This is a genomic window from Micromonospora trifolii (assembly GCF_050516465.1).
Lineage (GTDB): Bacteria > Actinomycetota > Actinomycetes > Mycobacteriales > Micromonosporaceae > Micromonospora > Micromonospora trifolii.
In genome coordinates, this window is the sequence record NZ_CP191526.1 from 2,359,573 (window position 1) to 2,378,561 (window position 18,989).

Below are 18,989 nucleotides of genomic sequence, written 5' to 3' on the forward strand. Positions count from 1 at the left end.
CGCCCGGGCTGCTCAGCCGCGACGACGTGACCGGGCCGCCCACACCGCGTAGGCCGGGTCACGGTCGAGGTTGTGCCGGTCCCGGTCGTAGCGGCGGGTGGTGCGCGGGTCGGCGTGCCCCATGGCGTCCTGCACGTCCTCCAACGGCACGCCCTCCGAGCGGGCCGTGGTGGCGAAGGCGTGCCGCAGCGAGTGTGGGGACAGCTTCGCCCAGGCCGGGATGCCGGCGGCGCGGGCGAGCCGACGGACCATCCGGAACACCGAGTGCCGATCCAGTCGGGCGCCGCTGGCGGTGACCAGCAGCGGGCCGGTGAGCTGCGGCACCGGCACGCCGGTGGTGGCGGCCCGCTGGGCCAGGTAGGCGTCCAGCGCGTGCCCGGTGCCGGGGGTGAGGGCGCGGCGACGTTGTTTGCCGCCCTTGCCGACGAAGCGCACGCTGCGGTGGCCGCGTTCGGTGCCGAGGTCGGTCAGGTCCAGCGAGATCAGCTCCCCGACCCGCAGACCCAGGTCGGCGAGGAGCGCGAGCGCCGCCCGGTTGCGTACGGCGGTCGCGCCGGTGTCCGCGTCGGCGGCGCTGAGCAGGGCGTCCACCTCCTCGGGGGTGAGCCCGACGGTGGCGGAGTGGTCCCGGTCGACGCGGGGGCGGTCGGCGCCGGAGACCGGGTTGGCCGGCACAGCGCCCAGTTTGACCAGGAAGTCGTACCAACTGGACAGCGCCGAGAGTCTGCGCGCGACGGTCGCCGGGGTCAGTGGTCGGCCGCTGCGCGCGCCGACGCTGCTCTCCAGCGCGCGGGCGTACTCGTTGACGTGCAGGAACGTGGCCCGCAGCGGGTCGAGGTCGTGGCCGGCGCACCAGTTGAGCCAACCGGTGACGTCACGTCGGTACGCGTCGCGGGTGTGCTCGGACAGCCGCCGGTTGCGCAGCCACGCCTCGGTGACCTCGACCGGCCCGCTCGGCAGCGCCGGTGGCGCGGACGGGCGGGCGAGCACCGGAGCGTCGGAGAACACCATGTGAAAAAGGCTCTCAGCCTCGGGTGGGATCGGCGTGCAGGCGCGCCGATCCCACCCGTCACCGTGTCGTATCAGGCGTTGATTTCTCGGCGGCCGGCCCCGTTGGCCTGGATGGTCACCCGGCGGGGCTTGGCGCGCTCGGCGACCGGGATGCGCAGCGTCAGCACCCCGTTCTCGTACCCGGCCTCCAGCTTGTCGGTGTCGAGCGTGTCGCCGAGGAACAACTGCCGGGTGAAGGTGCCCATCGGGCGTTCGGCGGCGACCAGTTCGACGCCGTCGCCGGCGGGCCGGCGACGCTCGGCGCGGACGGTGAGCACGTTGCGCTCGACGGTGCAGTCGATGGTGTCCGGATCGACGCCGGGCAGGTCGAACGCCGCGTAGAAGTGGTCGCCGTCGCGGTAGGCGTCCAGGTGCATCGTCGCGGGACGGGCCGCCGTACCGAAGAACTGCTCGGCGAGCCGGTCGATCTCGCGGAACGGGTCGGTACGCATCAACATCGTCATGCCTCCTCGGTTCTCCTGGCCGAAGGTGATGAGTTGAGCCGGGGTGACTCAACTTCCTCTTTTTATTTAGCGCGTCCGCGCGCCGACGTCAACTGCTCAGGACAGCCGCTTTTCAAACCAGTGGTCGGCGTAGGGGCCCTGCGAGTACGCCGGGATCTCGGCGTAGCCGTGCCGGGCGTACAGGGCGCGGGCCTCGACCAGATCGTGCCGGGTGTCGAGCCGGATGCGGTGCGCCCCGGCCGTGCGGGCCTGCTCCTCCACGGCGGCCAGCAGCGCGGTGCCCCCACCGGCGCCGCGATGCTCGGAGCGGATGAACACCCGGGTCAGCTCGGCCCAGCCCGGCTGCCAGCGCAGCCCGGCGCAGCCGGCCAGGTCGGGGCCGTGGTGGGCGAGCAGAAGCAGCCCGGTCGGCGCGGTCAGGTCGTCGCTGGGCAGCTCGGCCAGGGCCGCGTCGACCTCGCCGGGCAGGGCCGGGCGACGGTGATAGCGAACCACCATCTCGCTCATGTACTCACGCAGCAGGAGCACCGCGTCGGGGTGGTCGGGCCGGCTGGTGCTGGTCGTCCAGGTTGGCCGGGCGGTAATGGTCACCTGTTGATCATCACCGCCCCGTCAACGGCTTATCCGGTCGTGCGGGTTCGCGTACCCGGTGTCGCGGGCTCGCCGATGCACAGCAGCGGCCAGTCGGCCAGGTCCCGCAGCAACTGCCGGTCGTGGGTGGCGACGACGACGGCGGCGCTCGTGTCGCGGATCGCGGCGGTCAGCTCGTCGGCCAGCGTCGACGACAGGTGGTTGGTCGGCTCGTCGAGCAGGATCAGCGTGGGCCGCCCGGCCAGCACCAGCGCCAGGTCGAGGCGGCGCTGCTGCCCCTGCGACATCCGCCCGACGGGCGTACGCGTCGCGGCGGAGTCCAGCAGCCCGAGCGATCCGAGCGACACGGTCTCGGCGGCGGGTAGCACCCCAAGCGACACCAGTCGTCCCACCTGGCGGGCGTACACCTCGTCGGCGGTGAGTTCGGGGGCCTGTCCGGCGGTCTCCTGGGTGAGCCGGGCGATCCGGGCCTCCCTCGCCGTCCAGGCGTACCCGTCGGTGGGTTCGAGCGCTCCGGCGAGCACCGCGAGCAGTGTGGACTTCCCGGCGCCGTTGGGCCCGGTGACGAGCAGCCGTTCACCACCGTCGATGGTGAGGTCGACCGGACCGGCGAGCCGCCCGTCGACGGCGACGCCCTGCGCCCGTACCTGCGGCGCGCCCGGCCGTACGCCGAGGTCCGGCACCCGCAGCGTCGGCGGTGGTTTCGGTACGTCGATCCGGTGTGCCTGGAGCGCGTCCTGCTGCCGGTTCAGGGCCTGCACGACGCCCGGCGCGCGGGACTGGCGTTGGTGCTTGCCGGTCCCCTTGTCCGGCCGCCAGCCGGTGGAGAGCCGGTCGCGGGCCTTCGACACCGCGTCCTGGAGTCGTCGACGCTCGGCCTGCTGCTGCTCGTACTCCTGCTCCCAGTGCTCCCGCTCGCGTCGACGGGCGTCCTGCCAGGCGTCATAACCGCCGGCGTAGAGCCGCGCCTTTCCGTCGTGGGTGGGGTCGAGGTCGAGGAACCGGTCCGCGACGTCGCGCAACAGCGCCCGGTCGTGGCTGACGATGGCGAGACCGCCGTCGTGCTCGCGAAGCCGGCGGGTCAGGAAGTCCAGGCCGTCGGCGTCGAGGTGGTTGGTCGGCTCGTCGAGCAGCAGCACGTCGTGGCGCGCGCCGAGCAGGCATGCCAGCCGCACCCGGTAGCGCTGCCCCACCGACAGTGTCGCCAGGGGGCGGTCGCGGTCGGTGCAGGCGTCGAGGGCCTCCAGTGCCACGTCGACGCGGCGTTCGGCGTCCCACGCGTCGAGCCGGGTGGCCACGTCGAGCGCGGCGGCGTAGCGGTCCCCGGCGCTCGGACCACCCTCGGCCAGCGCGAGGGTTGCCTCGTCCAGCGCGGCGAGGGCGGCGAGCGACGCGGCCAGCGCCTCGGACGCGAGGGTGCCGACCGTCTCACCGTCGCGGGCGGGCAGCTCCTGACGGGCCAGACCAATCGTGCCGGCCCGCTGCACGGTGCCGTCGTCCGGCGTGATCAGCCCGGCGAGGACGTGCAGCAGCGTCGTCTTGCCGCTGCCGTTCTCGCCGACGACCGCCACCCGCGACCGGGCGGAGACGGTTACCGAGACGTCGGTCAGGACGCGACGGGACCCGCGGGTCACGGTGACGGTGGTGGCGCGCACGTGCGCGCTGCCGGCCTCGACGGGCCGGGACATGGTTTCGGGGTTCGGGGTGAGGTTCAACGGTGCTCCGCAGCTCGCGATGGAGCCGGGCAGCAGCTAACGGCCGCCCGGCGGGAACCGGGACGGCGAGCGCGAATTCAGCAGAAGGAAGGGCGCCGCCGTCAGCGGGCGGAGCGGACCTTCTGCGACCAGATACCTCGTGCCATGACGGCGATGTTAGCAACCTCGGCGCATCAAATCCCGAGGGTTTCGCCCACCCCGTGGTCAGCGCGACACGAGGTGGGCGGGGGGGGGGGGGGAATGCCAGCCGCTTACCGGCGAGGGCGGGGCAGCAGGGCGATCAACGCGACCGCCACGGCCACGTGCGTCGCGCCGAGGGCGAGCTTGGCGGCGCCGGTGGCCTCGACGCTGAGCACGGGGACGAAGGACAGCACCGTCACGACGATCGCCAGCGAGATCCAGACCGGTCGAGCGACCCGGGTGGCGAACCGCTCCAGCAGTGCCAGCGCCGCCCAGCCGAGCAGGGCGGCCCCCAGGGCGATCATGACGATCGCGCCGGCCCCGATGACAGTGGCGGGCTGGCCCGGGCTCTCGACGGTGTAGTCGACTCCGGCCAGCGCGCCGATCGCCCAGATGGCCAGGGGTGCCACGACGGCGGCGGCGACGCCGACGGCGCGGCGGCGCAGTGGTGAGGGGGCGGGGGTCGTGACGGTGGCAGCACTCATGACGGCTCCTCGTTCAGGGGAAGTGAACGAGTACGACCGTAACAGATAGTCTTGTTCGGAACTATCTTTCTCGGAACTAACAGCCGGAGCGGGCCCCCGGCGCGTACGGGGAGGTGTTGGCCAGTGGTCCGCCCACCAGCCCCAGAAGGGCCCGCAGGAACACCTCCCGGTCCTGCTCGGGCAGGGTTGCCAACACGTCGTCCTGGATGCGCCGGACCACCTGTTGCGCTTGCCGCAGCACCTGCTCCCCCGCCGGAGTCACCGCGACCAGTCGGGCGCGCCGGTCCGTTGGCACCGGACGGCGCTCGGCCAACCCGGCCCGTTCCAACTGGTCGAGCGTCACCACCATCGTGGTCTTGTCCACACCACACCGCTCGCCGATCTCCCGCTGGGTCAGGTCACCGGTGCGGGCCTGCGCCAGCACGTAGTGCGCCCGCGGCGAGATGCCCAGCTCGGCCAGGCCGGCGGCGTGCTCGGTCTGCAACGCGTGACTCGCCCAGGAGAGCAGGAACAACAGGTCCGGCGGGCCGTCGGAGGGCGTGCAGGAGGTCATGCGCCGAGGCTAGCAAGATCCTCCGCAACCAGGCGGTTCGCGCAGCCGACGTTCAGAGCCGCTGGTAGATGCCGTGCTCGCGGGTGAGCAGCTGCTCGTCGATCAGATACCGGCGCAGCGTCGCGTGATCCGACCCGCCGGCGGCGCACCACGGCTTGAGCGCGTCGTCGACGGCCCGCTCCGGATAGCGGGTGTCCGGCTCGAACGACTGCTCGGCGATGTGCGCGAGCAGGACCCGCCGCCGGCCCCGCTGCGCCGGTAGGCCCACCAGGGCGCCCGCGCGCAGGAAGGTCCGCAGCACCGGGTCGACGCCGGGTTCGGCGACATCGGCCGGGCGGCTGTCGCGCGCGGTTGCCCGCAGCGACGCCTCGTCGGCCGCGAGCGCGCCGTCCGCGCCGGTCACGAGGCCCGCGTCGGTGAGCCGTCGGATCCCGGTGATCACCGCCCGCGCCGGCAGGCCGGTCCGCTCGGCGACCTCGGTCGCGCTGGTCGCACCCAGCACGATCGCCGCGAAGATCCGTCGCCGTCCGTCGTCGGCCAGGGCCCCGGCCAGCACATGCGCAGTCACGCCGGTCACCCTTGCATCAGCGGTACGCGCGCCGCCACGCGATTTCCAGCCCGCCCAGTCGGTCTGCCGTCTGCTCAGTCGGTGTGCGGCGCGCTCCGCGGCTGCTCGGCGACGAGCAGCACCCGGCGCAGCAGGTCGGAGAGGTGTCGTCGCTCGGTCGCGGTGAGCGCGCCGAGTAGGCGGTGCTCCTCGGCGCCCTGGACCTCCATCGCCCCGCGCCACGCGGCCTGGCCCGCCTCGGTGAGCTCCACGTCGACGCGCCGACGGTCGACTGTCGACGGAATCCGGCGTACGAAGCCCCGCCGCAGCAGCGCGTCCACCCGCGCGGTGATCGAGGCGGGGGCCATCGTGAGGTCCGCGGCGAGGTCGGAGGGTGCGGCCCGGCCACCGCGACCGGCCAGGGCGTGCAGGGTGTCGTACTCGTGGGCCGGCAGGTCGAGGTCGACCAGGACCCGCTCCTTGACTGCCCGCAGATGCCGGGTCAGTCGGATCATCCTGGTCACCGCCCCCTCGACGTCCGCGTCGAGGTCGGGCACCACGGGCAGCCAGCGCTCGATGTGCCGGTCGACGGCGTCCGGAGTGGTGGTCACCGTGCCAGCTTACCTCAACGTCGAAATATTCATTGCCGAAATATTCGATGTCGAAGTATGTTGTGGCAATGGTTCACCCTCTGCGCAACCGACCCTTCCGGCTGCTGTTCCTGGGCCGCACCATCTCCGCCCTCGGCGACGCGGTGGTGCCCGCCGCGCTGGCGCTGGCCGTGCTGCGGGCCACCGGCTCCACCGGCGCGCTGGCCGTCGTCCTCGCCGCGGCGGTCGTCCCCCGACTGGTCCTGCTGCCGTTCGGCGGCGTGGTGGCCGACCGGTTCGACGCCCGCCGGGTCGCCCTCCTGGCCGACCTGGTCCGCTGCGCGACGCAGCTCGCGGTCGGCGTGGAGTTGCTCGGCGGCGACCCGTCACTGACCACCGTGGTGGTGGCGTCCGCGCTCGGCGGCACCGCCTCGGCGTTCGCCATTCCGACCGCGTCCCCGCTGGTCGCCGGCACCGTCGAACCGGCCGACCGGCAGCGGGCCAACGCCCTCATGGGGATCACCGCCAACACCAGCCGCCTCGCCGGCCCGGCGCTGGCCGGCGCGCTGGTCTGGGCCGCCGGACCCGGCTGGGCGTTCATCCTGGACGGCGCGTCGTTCGCGCTCAGCGCCGCGCTGCTCGCCCTGGTGCGGGTCCGCCACGTGCCGGTGCCCCGCCGTTCCGTCCTCGCCGACCTGCGGCACGGCTTCGGCGAGGTACGCGCCCGCGACTGGTTCTGGACCAGTCTGCTCGGGCACGGGGTGTGGAACGGCGCCGCCGCCGTGCTGATGACCCTCGGGCCGGCCGTCGCCATCGACCGCCTGGGCGGCGAGACGACCTGGGTGCTGCTGTTGCAGGCCGGCGCTATCGGGATGCTGACCGGATCGCTGCTGGCCGGGCGGGTTCGGCTGCACCGGCCGGTGCTGCTGGCCAACCTCGGGCTGGCCTGCTACGCCGCGCCGCTGTTCCTGCTCGCCGTCGCCGCGCCCGCCCCCGCGGTGATCGCCGCCTACGCGGTGGCGCTGACCGCCCTCGGTTACCTCAACCCGGTGTGGGAAACCGTCGTGCAGCACCACTTCCCGCCGGAGGTCCTGGCCCGGGTCACCTCGTACGACTGGCTGGTGTCGCTGGGCGCCATGCCGCTGGGCTACGCGCTGGCGCCGTTGGCCGCCGACGCGTTCGGCGCACCCGTCCCGCTGGCCGTCGCGGGGCTGCTGGTCCTCGCCTCCTGCGCGGGCACCGCGCTCGTTCCCGGCGTACGCCGTCTCACCTGGCCGGCGACCCCGCAACCGCAACCGGCCGACCCCGCTGGCGTCCGTTGATCAGATCGAGCGTCGATGCGCGGCGGCCGACGACCGGGCCCACCCACGACAACGGCTCCCGGCGCTGGCGGGGAGCCGTTGTGCGAAGTGGTCGGTCAGCCGGCGTCGCGGGCCATCGCGACGAAGCCGCGCCACGACTGCGGGCTGAACCTCAGCGTGCCGCCGTCACGGTCCTTCGTGTCACGCACCAGGACCACGCCCGGAAGGTTGTCGGCAACCTCGACACAGTCACCGCCGTTGCCGCCGCTCTTCGTGCTCTTCCGCCACCGCGCACCGGTCATGTCCATGATGCTGCCGCTTCTCTGAGAAGGTCCAACGAACGCCCTCGGGGCAGGGCCTCGCCGCGAATACGCTCCCACCGTCGTTCCAGGCTAACAAGATCCGACGTTTGATCGAGGATCTGCGCCCGTGCCGCGCTGTCGACGTGCGCGACCCGTGACCCGTCCGGCATGTCGGCGATGGTGAACGGTCCGTCGAGCCCGGGGTAGCTGGGCGCGTCCGCCGGGACGATGTGGAGTTGCACGGTGTCCGCCTCGGCGTGCCCGAGCAGGCGCGCGAGTTGCACCGCCATCATCGAGCGGTCGTCGCCGACACGCCGCCTCAGCACCCCCTCGTCCAGCACGGCGATCAGCAGCGGGCCGGCTCCCCGGCCGAGGATCGCCTGCCGGTTGATCCGCGCCTCGGCGAACTCGGCGACCGCCTCCGGTGTCAGCACCCCACCGGCCAGGGTCGCGCGGGCGTACGCCTCGGTCTGCAACAGCCCGGGCACCCACGCGAGCTGGAACGACCGCAGCGTCACGGCCTCACGTTCCAGGTCGACCCACGGCCGGAACCACACCGGCTCACGGCGACGGACCACGTCCGGCCACAGCGCGTCGGCGTCCTTTGCCAGCAGCCCCGCCACGGTCGCACGGTGTCGGCTCTGGGGAATGTGCCCCGGGTTCGCCCACCTGGCGACGGTCTTCGGGTGCACGCCGAGCTGACCTGCGAGACTCTCGGCGGTATGACCCGCTGCGGCCAGCGCCGCGACAAAGGCGTGGTTCATGCCGTCCCTCCCCTGGAACAAACCAGCTGCTCCGAAGAGATTAGTTAACGCTGTGTGTTTGTCCAGCAACCCCCGGCAAAGTGCGGTGTAGACGGTGCTGCGACGAGCGGGAGAAGCTGTGCGCAACGAGATACGGGATGCTCTCAGAGCCGGTGACATGGTCCTGTTGACCGCCGCCGCGAGCATTCAATTCAGCAGGTCCACACCGGTCCGGCGGTGCGCAACCGTGGGGGTCGGCTGATGCCCGAGCGTCCGAAGCACTCCCCGTTGCGCCCGTCGTGGCGCTGCCCGGTCTGCGGCATCCTGTGGCCCTGCTCGGCCGCGAAGCTGCGCCTGCTCGGCGAGTACCGCGGGGACCGGTCCGGCCTGTTGATCCATCTGGCCAAGATCCAGGAGGAAGCCACGGCCGATCTCACCAAGCTCAACCCGGACGTCGCGCTGCCCGATCTGACCCCGCGTTTCGTCGGCTGGGCGGAGACCCGCTGAGGCGCTCGTCAACCACCTCCAGGGGTCGGTAGGAGTCAGCGCCATGCGGGAGACTGACGGCGTGACGACCCGCCCCGGGATGAGGCCGGCCAGATGAGCCGACCATTCAGGATCGTCGTCGCCGTGTTCGCCGCGGTGGGCGCCATCCTGATGTACGTGGGGGTCACCACCGAGGTCAACTCCATGTCGGGGCCGTTCACCGTCACCCGGACCGCCGTCGACTTCCGGACCCTCGTCGCGAAGGGGGTGGTCTTCTTCGCCCCCCTCGACCCCATGACCGCCCCCATGATGGACGCGGTGACGCCGCTGATCCGCTGGGTCGTGATCCTGCTGGTCGGGGTGTCGACGTACCTGGCCTGCGGCCTGGTCACCCGGCGGACGCACCCGTTCATCGCGGCGATGGTCGGCGCGGCCGCCGCCCTCGCCGCCACGGCGATCGGGGACCTGCTCTGGTGGGCCACCCTCGTGGTCCGCGTCCACACCGCCCCCACCGGTTGGTACGACAACGAGGCACTGGACCATTCCACGCTCCTCGCCAGCGCGCACCTGACGCTGACCGGCTGGACGTCCGACGCCCTCTTTCTCGGCTGCCTGCTGGCGGGCGCGAACGCTTCCCTGGTGGGTTGCACCAGCCTGGCGATACTGCTGCTGGACCGGCTCAGGAAAGACACCGGCGAAGGTGACGACGAGGCCCGGGACGCGGCTGATGACGAGGGCGACGCCGAGGCCCAGGACGCGGTTGTCGATACCGAGCTCCGCGTTCCGCTGATCGGCGACGTGCGAGGACGCAGCGCGAATCTTGCTCTGGCCGGCGTCCTTCCGGTGCTGGTGCTCATGCTGATCAACGGCACCCAGGCGGTGTGGGACAGCTATTCGGGGAGAGGGTTCCTGGCGCTGCTCAGGGTGTTCCTGTCCCGCCCCGCCCTGTCCCCGCCGCCCCGCGTACGCGATGACGTGGAGTACCGGCTGACGCACGAGATCGATCCGAATCCCCTGTCGATGGACGTATGGGTGCACAGGTCGGTGCTCGCCCTCGCCCTGCTGGTGGTGCTGTGGCTCCTGCTCTGGGCGCTGCTCGCCGGCCTGCCGAACTCCGGGCACCGCCTCGGGCTCGTCATCGTCTGTTGGGGTGCCACGATCGCAGCGTCCGCGCTGACCGCGACGTCCGATGTCCTCGTCGACTGCGCGGTCTCGGACTCCCCCACCGGCTGCGCGCCCTGGGAGTCCCTGGGCCTGCAATTGACCTCCTCGCTGCGGTTCGGCGCGGCCTGGGGTTGGCTCGTCGCGCTGCCCGTGCTGCTGGCCCGTCGGCTCCTCGACACCGACTCGTCCATCGATACGCAGGAGACTCCGGTCCATGAGTCCACGTAACAAGCGTCCGCGTCGCCGTAAGGCCCCGGTGTCGCCCCCCGTGCCGGCAACCGTCGCCTGGTGGAAACGCCCCGTCACCTGGCTGCTGACGATCGTGGTCGGTGCCGTCGCCGCCTGGCTCGGCGCCGTCGTTCTCGGCGCGATCAACCAGTGGAAGCCCGCGAACGAGCTGGCCGAGCAGTTGGCCGGGCGGGGGCCTGTCGTCGTCCTGGACGTGAAGCACGTTCCCTACCCGCAGGAGGGTGCGCTCGACTACGTCTACCCCGCCGGCGCCGACCTGGCTCGCCTGGACGCCAAGCGGCCGGACGATCCGACCGTCGAGGCCGGCGCTGTCGACATCGAACGGAGCACCTGGGAGATCACCCTTGTCGGCACCCGGGACGAGGCCGGCGAGGCCGTCGACCTGCGGCCCGTCCTCGTCGAGCCCTGCCGCCCCCCGCTCACCGGGATCCGGGAGCCCAACCGCTCCCAGGGCGACTCCGAGAAGATCGTGCTCGTGACACACGTGGATCGACCGAATCCCCGCATGCTCGTCGACGACCCGGATGGCGAGGATGCCGGTACCCCGTTCTTCGCCACCCACAAGATCACCCTGCCCAAGGGTGAGAAGAACGTCATCCAGGTACGAGCGCTCAGCGCGAAGCAGCACTGCCGATGGCGACTGGAGCTGGACTACCTCGCCGACGGACGACGCCAGACAATGGTGATCTCGGCACCCGGCGACAAACCGTTCGAGGTGACCGGGCGCGCGGACGACTCGGCCTACCCCGGGGTCTACCTCAGTCCGTTCGACGATTGTCGGGCCAAGGACGGCACGAAGACCGATCGGCTGCGCATCACCGGCGCCGAGTACGCGCAGATGCTGCGCGACGGGCGCAGGTGCCCCTACTGACAGCTGGCCGTCCACCAGCTGCGGTCCCCACCCCCGGATCGCCGGCCCACACCCTCCACCGGGCCTGACCCGCGCAAAGTTGCCGGACCGGTAAACCTCGCGAGCCGATGTGGTGTCTTGCTGGTTGACGAGGCCGGGAGGTCAGATGAGGGATTCGCGTGGGGCGGAGTTCGACGACTTCGTTCGCTCACGGTCGGGGGTGCTGTTGCGGGTTGCCTTCCTGCTGACCGGGGACCGGCACGCGGCGGAGGATCTGCTCCAGGAGGTGCTGGAGCAGATGTACGTGCGCTGGCGTCGGGTGCAGAGCAGCCCGGAGGCGTACGCGCGACGTGCGCTGGTCAATCGGTCGATCAACCGGTGGCGGTGGCGTGCCCGGCGTCCGGAACAGTCGCTGGGCGACCACGACTGGGTTGCCCGGGACCACGCCGACGTGGTGGCGGTTCGCGAGCTGGTCGTCGGGGCGCTGCGGGCGTTGCCGGCTCGGCAGCGGGCCGCTGTCGTGCTCCGCTACCTGGAAGACCTGCCGGTCACCGACGTCGCGGCGGCGATGGGCTGCTCCGAGGGTGCGGTGAAGAGTCACGCCTCCCGTGGGTTGGCTCGGCTACGAGAGGTGCTGGCCGGATCGAACCTCGTCATGCCCATGACTGGAACCGGGAGTTCGCGATGACCATGAACGACAGTGACGTGCGCGGCATCCTGCACCGCGCGACGGATGACCTGGTCAGCCCGCCGGGCCTGCTCGCTGAGGTGCGTCGGGGTGGGCGGCGGCGGGTGGTGCGCCGACGGGCCGTGTTGGCGGCCCTCTGCGCGGCCGTGGTGGCCGTGCCCGTGGCCGGCGTCCTCGACCTGACCGGCAACGCCGGAGACACACCTGTCGCCTCACCGCTGCTCGACCAGCCCACTCGCGGCGATCTGGCCGCCGACCAGGGATACCTGCGACAGGTCCGCCAGGTGTGGCAGCGCCGGATCAAGGAGGTCGAAAATCGGACGCGCGGCGAGCCGCACGTCGTGTGGGCAGGGGGTACGCCTGCCGGCCCGGCCGCCTACGTCGCTCACGCCACCGCGCGCGGTATGACGGTGGGGTTCGTCGAACCCACCGCCGACGGGCCGCGCGTCCGCACCCTGACGCAGGCCACCGACACCGGAACCGACGGCCTCGAGCAGGCGGCACTGCTCGGACCGCGGCGCGACGTGCTCCTCGTGCTGGACTTCGGGCAACCGGCGGAGTTCTCCCCGCAACTGCGCTACAAGCCCGATGGCAAGGTGGAGCGGACGTTCGAACCGGTGGTGTTCCGAGACGGTGCGGCGGTGCTGTCGGTGCCGCCACAGCACACGAAGCTCACCGTCGCGCTCTCCCGGCTTCCCGTTGAACGGCAGAACATGATTCACATCGACGGCACACGCGAGATCCTCTTCCCCGACGACAAGGATCGGCCGGCATCACCGGTGCTTCGGCACACGTTGCCTGGCGCCGAGGAGGTCTGGGGCGCCGATCCGGCTGTCCAAGAAATGGGCACGCCGACCGAAGCCCTCGTCGAATACATCGACCCTGTCGGAGTGCACACGCACAACGGCTCTCCCCGCCTGGTGGTCTACGGGGCAACGCCCGGCGGCCGGCGGCTCCTCGTGGAAACCATTCAGTACGACGACGACCCGTCCCGCGTCATCGCGCTGCTCGCCCGCAAGTATCTTCCGTTCGAAGCGGTGGCCAGCACGACCGCGGACTGGTCGGCACCCCTACCTGTGCGGCTGCGACTGCCCGACGACCAGGGCGTTCTCGTCGCCGCCGAGGGGTCAGCGCTGAGCTACCGGGTCGGCGACGGCCAGTGGCAGGACGCCGGCCGCAACGCGGCACTCCTGCCCGCGACCGCGACCGACGTACGGGTCACCGACACCAACGGGACCATCACCAACGTCCCGGTCGCTTCCTGAATCAGCTCCCCGACAACCGTAAATACCGCGCTCACCGACGCTCTGATGGCTACCTTCACCCACAGGCCGGTTCGCCCGTCCCGGGTATCGGCAGCACGACGCCTCACCGCAGCCCTCAGCGAGGAGATTCGAGATGTCCGGCGCAGCGTCCGCCACGGCAGACGCTGCGTCGTTACGTCCCACCCAGCTGCTTCGCCGCAACAGGCCATTCCGTGCGCTCTTCTCGGCGAGGCTCGTCTCGTACGCGGGCGATTCACTCAGCCTTGTCGCGCTGATCTTCCACGTCGCCGAGACGACGGGTAAGGGACTGGCAGTCGCGCTTCTGCTCCTTGTCGGAGATTTCGCTCCATCCCTGTTGGGTCCCTTCACCGGCGCCCTCGCTGATCGGCTCAATCTCCGGCGGTTGATGGTCGTCTGCGAACTCATCCAAGCTGCGGTCCTGCTGGTCATCGTGCTGACAATGCCTTCGCTGCCGATGCTGCTGGCTCTTGTCGCGGTTCGCGCCACCGCGTCGCAGCTCTTCCAACCGGCGTCTCGGGCGGCGGTGCCGGCACTGGTCGGTGACCGTGACCTGGAAACCGCGAACTCCACCCTCGGGTTCGGCTCCAACGCGGCAGAGGCGGTCGGCCCCCTGCTCGCCGCGGCCCTGTTCCCGTTGGTCGGATTGCGTGGTGTGCTGCTCGTCGACGCCGTGACGTTCCTGGTCTCGGCCGTGCTGCTCGCGACGCTCCCCTCACTTCCGGCGGCAACCGGCGACGGGCGCCAGCCGTCCCTGCTGCGACAGGCCAGAGCGGGCATCGGTTATCTGTTGAGTGTTCCGACGGTGCGGGTGATCTTCCTTGGCTTCACTGCGGTGGTCGCCTTCAACGGGGTCGACGACGTGGCGCTGGTGCTGCTGGCCCAAAAGACCTTTCACGTCGGTGAATCCGCGGTCGGGCTGCTGCTGGGGGCGGTCGGTGTCGGACTGGTGGCCGGTTACGCCATGTTGTCCAGGTGGGGCACCCGGGCGTCGATGCCGCTGCTGCTGATCGCGGGCTTCGCCGTCAGCAGTGTCGGCAACCTGCTGACCGGGCTCGCCTGGGCCGTCGCCGCCGCGATCGGCCTGCAAGCCGTCCGTGGGTTCGGGTTGGCGGCCATGGACGTCGCCTCCAGCACGCTGCTGCAACGTACGGTGCCAGCGGGCATGCTCGGCAGGGTCTTCGGCAATCTGTACGGTGCGATCGGGATCGCCGCCGCGACGTCCTACCTCGCCGGTGGTGTCCTGCTGGACGCCACCTCCGCCCCGGTGACCCTGATAGTCGCGGGCGTCGGCGGACTGGTGGCCACCGGCGTCGTCGCGCTGCGACTGCCACGGGCGATGCGGCGCGCCGACGAGGATGACGCGACGCCCACACCATCCACCCCGACCATCGAGTAGATCGGGCGATCAGTTCGGGCCGTCGGTGCGCAGCCGTGCGTGCAGGTGCATGTCGTGCCAGCCGTCGGTGTGGCGAACCGACCCCCGGAGCACACCCTCCACCGGAAAGCCGGCCCGCGTGGCCACCCGGCACGACGCCGCGTTGCCGGTCGAGTGCTCCAGGGCCAGCCGGTGCAACCCGGCCCGCGTGAAACTCCACCGGGTGAGTTCCCCCAGCGCCTCGGTGGCGATGCCCCGACCACGCGCGGCGGGCAACAACCAGTACGACAGCTGCGCCGACGCCTCGTCCAGCAGCACGCCGCGCAACCCGACCTGACCCAACGGTCGGTCGTCGGCGTCGACGACGGCCCAACTGGCGGCCGTCTCGTCGTGCCAACGGCAGGCCCACTGCGCCGCCCACGCCCGCGCCTCATCGTCACTGTCGAGACGGCGCACGTGCCATCGCTGGATCGCCGGACAGCCGAATGCGGCCCGGACGGCCGGGGCGTCGTCGTCGCGCCACGGCCGCAGGGCCAGCCCGGGGCGTACCGGAAGGTGGGGTTGTTCCTGGGCGGCGAGGCTCCCGGCGGGCATGGCTGGTGCGACGAGCAGCGGCATCAGCCCATTATCGAGCCGCCGGCCTCACTCTCCGGTCGGGCCGCCCGCGAGTTCGGCGACCACGTCCAGGTGGCCCAGGTGGCGGGCGTACTCCTGCACCAGGTGGAAGAGCACCCGCTCCAGCGACGCCGGGTCCGCACCTCTCCAGCGCGGGCCCGGCGCGCCGATCTCGGCCAGGTCGTGCGCCGTCACCACGGCCGTGGTGTGCGCGCCCTGCGCCCGCAGCGCCGCCACCAGATCCGCGCGGGTCTCGTCGGGGGCGACGTACCAGCGGTCGTCGCGGCGGTCGCCCCACGGCTCGGCGACGTCCCGACCCTGGAAACCCCACTCGATCCAGCGCAGCTCGACGTGGCGCAGGTGTGTGAGCAGCTCCAGCGGGGTCCACCCGGACGGCAGCCGGCTGCGCCGCAGCTCCGGCTCGGCCAGCGCCGACACCTTGTCCACCACGGACTCCCGGAAGTAGTCCAGGTAGCGCAGGAAGACCTCGGTGCGGCTGTCGGCCGGGTTGGTGGGCTCGGGGAACGAGGTCATGACCCGGCCGGCAGGTCACGGGCGCGCTGGCGCACGCCCGCGCCGCCGTACGGGTAGTCGCCCACCAGCGGGGCGCTCGCCTCGTTCAGGAGCCGCATCTGCTCGGCGTCGAGGACCAGGTCGGCGGCGGTGAGGTTGTCGTCGAGCTGCTCGGTGGTCCGCGCGCCGAGGATCACCGAGGTGACCGCCGGTCGGGCCGCCAGCCAGGCCAGTGACACCGCCGACATGGACACGCCCCGGTCCCCGGCGATCTGGCGGACCGCGTCGAGCACCCGCCAGGTGCGCTCCTCGGCGTTGCGACCCGCGTACGCCTCGACGCCGCGCTGCGGGTTCTCTCCGAGCCGCGTCGCGCCGGTGGGCGCGTTGTCGCGCTGGTACTTGCCGGTCAGCCACCCGCCGCCCAGCGGTGACCACGGCAGGATGCCGATGCCCTCGTTCTCGCAGACCGGCACCAACTCGAACTCGATCTCCCGGGCCAGCAGGTTGTACTGCGGTTGCAGGGTCACGATCGGGGTGAGGTTGAGGTGCTGGGTGAGCAGAGCGGCCTTCTGCAACTGCCAGCCGGTGAAGTTGCTGACCCCCGCGTAGCGGATCTTGCCGGCGCTGACCGCGTCGTCGAAGAACCGCAGCGTTTCCGGCAGCGGGGTCAGCGAATCCCAGGCGTGCGCCTGGTACAGGTCGATGGCCTCGACGCCGAGTCGGCGCAGGCTGGCGTCCAGGGCGCGGGTGAGGTGCACCCGGGACAGGCCGGCGTCGTTGGCCCCCGGGCCCATCGGGAACCGCCCCTTGGTGGCGATCACCAGGCGGTCACGCATTTCGGGTCGGCCGCGCAGCCAGCGACCGATGATGTCCTCCGAGACGCCGGTGGAGTAGACGTCAGCGGTGTCGATGAAGGTGCCACCGGCCTCGACGAACCGGTCCAGTTGGGCGAAGCTGCCGGCCTCGTCGGTCTCCGCGCCGAAGGTCATCGTGCCCAGACACAGGGTCGACACCACGGTTCCGGTGCTGCCCAGAGTGCGATAGCGCATATCGTCCTTTCGGTCCGAGTGACAAAGCCGATCTTCGCACCCGTCTCCGACCATCCGCATTCGGGACAGTGCCGAACGCCGTACGGGCACCCGCGCGGCGGCGCCGCCGGTCATCATGAGCGGGTGAGCGAGCCCGCGATCGACATCGACCGACCTCAGTGGCCGAGCCAGACGCCGCCGCCGGAGCCGGGCGCGCGAACGCGTGGCCCGTGGCTGGTGGCCGCCGCGACCACCGTGACGCTCCTGCTGCTCGCCGGCCGTTACGGCTATCACCGCGACGAGCTGTACTTCCTGCTCGCCGGCCGGCACCTCGACTGGGGCTACGTCGATCAGGGGCCACTGGTCCCGGCGCTGGCCCGGCTGCTCGACACGATCGCGCCGGGCAACCTGGTGGTGCTGCGTACCCCGTCGGCGGTGCTGGCCGGCGGCGCGGTGCTGCTGGTCGCCGCCATCGCCCGGGAGATGGGCGCCAGGCGGGGCGCGCAGCTCTTCGCGGCGGTGCTCGCCGCGCTCTCCGGCATCGTGCTCGCCAGTGGCCACCTGCTCAGCACCACCACCGTCGACCTGCTGGTCTGGTTGGTCGCGGCGTGGTGTGCGGTGCGGTTGCTACGCACCGGTGACAGCCGCTGGGCGCTGGGCATCGGGCTGGCGCTCGGTGTGGGCATGCTCAGCAAGCTGCTGCCTGCGCTGCTGGCCGTCGGCCTGGTCGCCGGGGTGCTCATCGCCGGGCCGCGCCGGCTGTTGCGCGACCGGTGGGTGCTCGCCGCTGCCGGGATCACCGTGCTGCTGGCCGCGCCGAACCTGATCTGGCAGGCGACCAACGGTTTCCCGCAGCTCGGTGTTGCCGGGTCCATCTCCGACGGCGACAGCTCCTACAGTGGTCGGCTCGAGGCGTTCACCCTCCATTTCGTCATCATCAGCCCGTACGCCGTACCGATCTGGATCGCCGGCCTCGTCGCGCTGCTGCGCCGGCCGGTCTGGCGGGCCTACCGGGCGGTGGGCTGGGCGTGGCTGGTGGTGGTCGGCATCGTGCTGATCGCCGGCGGCAAGGGTTACTACGACGCGCCGCTGTTGCTTGTCCTCACCGCCGCCGGCGCGCTGGTCACCGTGGCGTGGGCCTCACGCGGGTCGCTCTGGTGGCGTCGGGGGTTGCTCGCGTTGGGCGTGGTGCCGTTCCTCCTGCCCAACGTCGTGCTGCTCCTGCCGGTGCTGCCGGCCGACCGGCTGCCCGGTTTCGTGGTCGACGTCAACTACGACGCCGGCGAGACGATCGGTTGGCCGGAGTTCGCCGACTCTCTCGCCGCTGTCCATCGCGGACTGCCGCCGCAGGAGCGTTCGCGGGCGGTCGTCCTCACCGGCAACTACGGCGAGGCCGGTGCGGTGGCCCGCTACGGGCCGGCCCGTGGTCTGCCCCGGCCGTACTCCGGGCACAACAGCATGGTCGACTTCGGTCGGCCGCCCGCCGACGCGGACGTGGTCATCGCCGTCGGCTGGGAGCGCCCCGACCAGCTGAACACCTGGTTCGAGCAGTGCACGCTCGCCGGGCGGGTGGACCAGCGGGTCGAGGTGGAGAACGACGAGAACGGCGGCCCGATCCACGTGTGCCGGGGGCTGCGGCGTCCGTGGGCGCAGATCTGGGACTCCGAGGTACGCCACACCGGCTGACCGTGTTCACCCGGCTCTGCCGGGTCGGGTCAGGCTCCGCCGCTAAGCCAGGCCTGGATGCCGACCAGCGCCTCGGGGCCGGAGGTGGCGTCGACGTCGCGGGCGAGATCGGCGATCGTGACCGCGGCGAGCGCCTGGTGCCACGCGTCCTCGGCCGCCCACATGGCGCGGGACACCGGACACGGCGTGGTGCAGGAGTCGGCCGGGGTCGCGAAGGGGCCGCGCTGGCGGATCTCCGTGCAGACGAAGGTCGGGCCGGGCCCGTCGATGGCCCGGACCACGTCGAGCAGGGTGATGCCCTCCGGTGCGCGGGTCAGCACGTAGCCGCCCGACTTGCCCTGCACGGAGTGGATCAGGCCGGCGCGGGCCAGCGCCTGGAGCTGCTTGGCGAGGTAGCTGCTGGAGACGTCGTGCAGTTCCGCCAGCTTGGCCGCCGGCACGGGCGTGTGACTGGCCGTGAGCACCACGCAGCAGTGCAGCGCCCACTCGACCCCGCCGGACATCTTCATGACGTCACCCTAGTCGGGC

General features: G+C 71.8%; 22 protein-coding genes. 8 read left to right on the top strand and 14 right to left on the bottom strand.

What is annotated here, in order from left to right; genetic code table 11:
- Nucleotides 1–12: 12 nt before the first annotated feature.
- The 8 genes from ACQRWP_RS10950 to ACQRWP_RS10985 form a co-directional block, all read right to left on the bottom strand.
- Entirely contained in the window at nt 13–1,011 is a 999-nt protein-coding gene (locus tag ACQRWP_RS10950) for a tyrosine-type recombinase/integrase (protein ID WP_430502121.1), read from the bottom strand.
- Nucleotides 1,012–1,082: 71 nt separating this feature from the next.
- Nucleotides 1,083–1,508, bottom strand: coding sequence for an Hsp20/alpha crystallin family protein (locus ACQRWP_RS10955; protein WP_430503182.1), 426 nt, complete (start codon nt 1,506–1,508; stop codon nt 1,083–1,085).
- Between the two features lie 102 nt (nt 1,509–1,610).
- Nucleotides 1,611–2,105: a GNAT family N-acetyltransferase gene (locus tag ACQRWP_RS10960; protein ID WP_430502122.1), complete on the bottom strand. Its 495-nt coding sequence runs from the start codon at nt 2,103–2,105 to the stop codon at nt 1,611–1,613.
- A gap of 29 nt (nt 2,106–2,134) precedes the next feature.
- Nucleotides 2,135–3,820 (bottom strand): ABC-F family ATP-binding cassette domain-containing protein, encoded by a 1,686-nt coding sequence (locus tag ACQRWP_RS10965; RefSeq protein ID WP_430502123.1) that lies wholly within the window; start codon nt 3,818–3,820, stop codon nt 2,135–2,137.
- 251 nt (nt 3,821–4,071) lie between these two features.
- A complete protein-coding gene (locus ACQRWP_RS10970) occupies nt 4,072–4,485 on the bottom strand; it encodes a DUF6069 family protein (RefSeq protein WP_430502124.1) in 414 nt (137 codons plus the stop codon).
- A 76-nt stretch (nt 4,486–4,561) separates the two neighbouring features.
- Nucleotides 4,562–5,038, bottom strand: a complete 477-nt coding sequence (locus ACQRWP_RS10975) for a MarR family winged helix-turn-helix transcriptional regulator (RefSeq protein ID WP_430502125.1) — start codon at nt 5,036–5,038, stop codon at nt 4,562–4,564.
- A 52-nt stretch (nt 5,039–5,090) separates the two neighbouring features.
- Nucleotides 5,091–5,606 carry a DUF2087 domain-containing protein gene (locus ACQRWP_RS10980; protein ID WP_430502126.1) on the bottom strand — a complete coding sequence of 172 codons (516 nt, stop codon included), beginning with the start codon at nt 5,604–5,606 and terminating at the stop codon, nt 5,091–5,093.
- Between the two features lie 74 nt (nt 5,607–5,680).
- Nucleotides 5,681–6,196 carry a MarR family winged helix-turn-helix transcriptional regulator gene (locus ACQRWP_RS10985; RefSeq protein WP_430502127.1) on the bottom strand — a complete coding sequence of 172 codons (516 nt, stop codon included), beginning with the start codon at nt 6,194–6,196 and terminating at the stop codon, nt 5,681–5,683.
- Nucleotides 6,197–6,264: 68 nt separating this feature from the next.
- Here ACQRWP_RS10985 and ACQRWP_RS10990 point away from each other — a divergent pair, with 68 nt between their 5' ends.
- On the top strand, nt 6,265–7,497 hold the full coding sequence (locus ACQRWP_RS10990; RefSeq protein WP_430502128.1) for an MFS transporter: 1,233 nt from the start codon (nt 6,265–6,267) through the stop codon (nt 7,495–7,497).
- Between the two features lie 95 nt (nt 7,498–7,592).
- On the opposite strand, the gene ACQRWP_RS10995 is transcribed toward ACQRWP_RS10990, so the two are convergent.
- Together ACQRWP_RS10995 and ACQRWP_RS11000 are read right to left on the bottom strand one after the other, a co-directional pair.
- Nucleotides 7,593–7,784 carry a DUF397 domain-containing protein gene (locus tag ACQRWP_RS10995; RefSeq protein WP_430502129.1) on the bottom strand — a complete coding sequence of 64 codons (192 nt, stop codon included), beginning with the start codon at nt 7,782–7,784 and terminating at the stop codon, nt 7,593–7,595.
- A complete protein-coding gene (locus ACQRWP_RS11000) occupies nt 7,775–8,542 on the bottom strand; it encodes a DUF5753 domain-containing protein (protein ID WP_430502130.1) in 768 nt (255 codons plus the stop codon). Before ACQRWP_RS11000 ends, ACQRWP_RS10995 begins: the two co-directional genes overlap by 10 nt.
- Nucleotides 8,543–8,782: 240 nt before the next feature.
- Between ACQRWP_RS11000 and ACQRWP_RS11005 the strand changes: the two genes are divergently transcribed.
- From ACQRWP_RS11005 to ACQRWP_RS11030, 6 genes are all read left to right on the top strand, one after another.
- Nucleotides 8,783–9,028 carry a flavin reductase gene (locus tag ACQRWP_RS11005; protein ID WP_430502131.1) on the top strand — a complete coding sequence of 82 codons (246 nt, stop codon included), beginning with the start codon at nt 8,783–8,785 and terminating at the stop codon, nt 9,026–9,028.
- Between the two features lie 93 nt (nt 9,029–9,121).
- Nucleotides 9,122–10,399: a hypothetical protein gene (locus ACQRWP_RS11010; RefSeq protein ID WP_430502132.1), complete on the top strand. Its 1,278-nt coding sequence runs from the start codon at nt 9,122–9,124 to the stop codon at nt 10,397–10,399.
- A complete protein-coding gene (locus ACQRWP_RS11015) occupies nt 10,386–11,291 on the top strand; it encodes a hypothetical protein (RefSeq protein ID WP_430502133.1) in 906 nt (301 codons plus the stop codon). Before ACQRWP_RS11010 ends, ACQRWP_RS11015 begins: the two co-directional genes overlap by 14 nt.
- Before the next feature lie 145 nt (nt 11,292–11,436).
- Nucleotides 11,437–11,958: a SigE family RNA polymerase sigma factor gene (locus ACQRWP_RS11020; RefSeq protein WP_430502134.1), complete on the top strand. Its 522-nt coding sequence runs from the start codon at nt 11,437–11,439 to the stop codon at nt 11,956–11,958.
- Nucleotides 11,955–13,223 carry a hypothetical protein gene (locus ACQRWP_RS11025; protein ID WP_430502135.1) on the top strand — a complete coding sequence of 423 codons (1,269 nt, stop codon included), beginning with the start codon at nt 11,955–11,957 and terminating at the stop codon, nt 13,221–13,223. The genes ACQRWP_RS11020 and ACQRWP_RS11025 overlap by 4 nt, the downstream gene beginning before the upstream one ends.
- A gap of 133 nt (nt 13,224–13,356) precedes the next feature.
- Nucleotides 13,357–14,640: an MFS transporter gene (locus ACQRWP_RS11030; protein WP_430502136.1), complete on the top strand. Its 1,284-nt coding sequence runs from the start codon at nt 13,357–13,359 to the stop codon at nt 14,638–14,640.
- A 9-nt stretch (nt 14,641–14,649) separates the two neighbouring features.
- On the opposite strand, the gene ACQRWP_RS11035 is transcribed toward ACQRWP_RS11030, so the two are convergent.
- From ACQRWP_RS11035 to ACQRWP_RS11045, 3 genes are read right to left on the bottom strand one after another with little or no spacing between them, the layout of a single operon-like run.
- Complete coding sequence (locus tag ACQRWP_RS11035) at nt 14,650–15,237, bottom strand: GNAT family N-acetyltransferase (RefSeq protein WP_430502137.1); 588 nt, start codon at nt 15,235–15,237, stop codon at nt 14,650–14,652.
- Between the two features lie 24 nt (nt 15,238–15,261).
- Complete coding sequence (locus ACQRWP_RS11040) at nt 15,262–15,768, bottom strand: DUF664 domain-containing protein (protein ID WP_430502138.1); 507 nt, start codon at nt 15,766–15,768, stop codon at nt 15,262–15,264.
- Nucleotides 15,765–16,796, bottom strand: coding sequence for an aldo/keto reductase (locus ACQRWP_RS11045; RefSeq protein ID WP_430502139.1), 1,032 nt, complete (start codon nt 16,794–16,796; stop codon nt 15,765–15,767). Before ACQRWP_RS11045 ends, ACQRWP_RS11040 begins: the two co-directional genes overlap by 4 nt.
- 123 nt (nt 16,797–16,919) lie before the next feature.
- Here ACQRWP_RS11045 and ACQRWP_RS11050 point away from each other — a divergent pair, with 123 nt between their 5' ends.
- Complete coding sequence (locus tag ACQRWP_RS11050; protein WP_430502140.1) at nt 16,920–18,461, top strand: ArnT family glycosyltransferase; 1,542 nt, start codon at nt 16,920–16,922, stop codon at nt 18,459–18,461.
- A gap of 29 nt (nt 18,462–18,490) precedes the next feature.
- On the opposite strand, the gene ACQRWP_RS11055 is transcribed toward ACQRWP_RS11050, so the two are convergent.
- Nucleotides 18,491–18,970, bottom strand: coding sequence for an RrF2 family transcriptional regulator (locus tag ACQRWP_RS11055; protein ID WP_430502141.1), 480 nt, complete (start codon nt 18,968–18,970; stop codon nt 18,491–18,493).
- Nucleotides 18,971–18,989: the final 19 nt, after the last annotated feature.

Coding starts and splice junctions, on each gene's coding strand:
- ACQRWP_RS11055 (WP_430502141.1), bottom strand. CDS start 18,970: ATGAAGATGTCCGGCGGGGTCGAGTGGGCGCTGCACTGCTGCGTGGTG.
- ACQRWP_RS11015 (WP_430502133.1), top strand. CDS start 10,386: ATGAGTCCACGTAACAAGCGTCCGCGTCGCCGTAAGGCCCCGGTGTCG.
- ACQRWP_RS10970 (WP_430502124.1), bottom strand. CDS start 4,485: ATGAGTGCTGCCACCGTCACGACCCCCGCCCCCTCACCACTGCGCCGC.
- ACQRWP_RS11000 (WP_430502130.1), bottom strand. CDS start 8,542: ATGAACCACGCCTTTGTCGCGGCGCTGGCCGCAGCGGGTCATACCGCC.
- ACQRWP_RS11035 (WP_430502137.1), bottom strand. CDS start 15,237: ATGCCGCTGCTCGTCGCACCAGCCATGCCCGCCGGGAGCCTCGCCGCC.
- ACQRWP_RS11025 (WP_430502135.1), top strand. CDS start 11,955: ATGACCATGAACGACAGTGACGTGCGCGGCATCCTGCACCGCGCGACG.
- ACQRWP_RS10955 (WP_430503182.1), bottom strand. CDS start 1,508: ATGTTGATGCGTACCGACCCGTTCCGCGAGATCGACCGGCTCGCCGAG.
- ACQRWP_RS11040 (WP_430502138.1), bottom strand. CDS start 15,768: ATGACCTCGTTCCCCGAGCCCACCAACCCGGCCGACAGCCGCACCGAG.
- ACQRWP_RS10990 (WP_430502128.1), top strand. CDS start 6,265: ATGGTTCACCCTCTGCGCAACCGACCCTTCCGGCTGCTGTTCCTGGGC.
- ACQRWP_RS10950 (WP_430502121.1), bottom strand. CDS start 1,011: ATGGTGTTCTCCGACGCTCCGGTGCTCGCCCGCCCGTCCGCGCCACCG.
- ACQRWP_RS11045 (WP_430502139.1), bottom strand. CDS start 16,796: ATGCGCTATCGCACTCTGGGCAGCACCGGAACCGTGGTGTCGACCCTG.
- ACQRWP_RS11005 (WP_430502131.1), top strand. CDS start 8,783: ATGCCCGAGCGTCCGAAGCACTCCCCGTTGCGCCCGTCGTGGCGCTGC.
- ACQRWP_RS11010 (WP_430502132.1), top strand. CDS start 9,122: ATGAGCCGACCATTCAGGATCGTCGTCGCCGTGTTCGCCGCGGTGGGC.
- ACQRWP_RS11020 (WP_430502134.1), top strand. CDS start 11,437: ATGAGGGATTCGCGTGGGGCGGAGTTCGACGACTTCGTTCGCTCACGG.
- ACQRWP_RS11030 (WP_430502136.1), top strand. CDS start 13,357: ATGTCCGGCGCAGCGTCCGCCACGGCAGACGCTGCGTCGTTACGTCCC.
- ACQRWP_RS10995 (WP_430502129.1), bottom strand. CDS start 7,784: ATGGACATGACCGGTGCGCGGTGGCGGAAGAGCACGAAGAGCGGCGGC.
- ACQRWP_RS10975 (WP_430502125.1), bottom strand. CDS start 5,038: ATGACCTCCTGCACGCCCTCCGACGGCCCGCCGGACCTGTTGTTCCTG.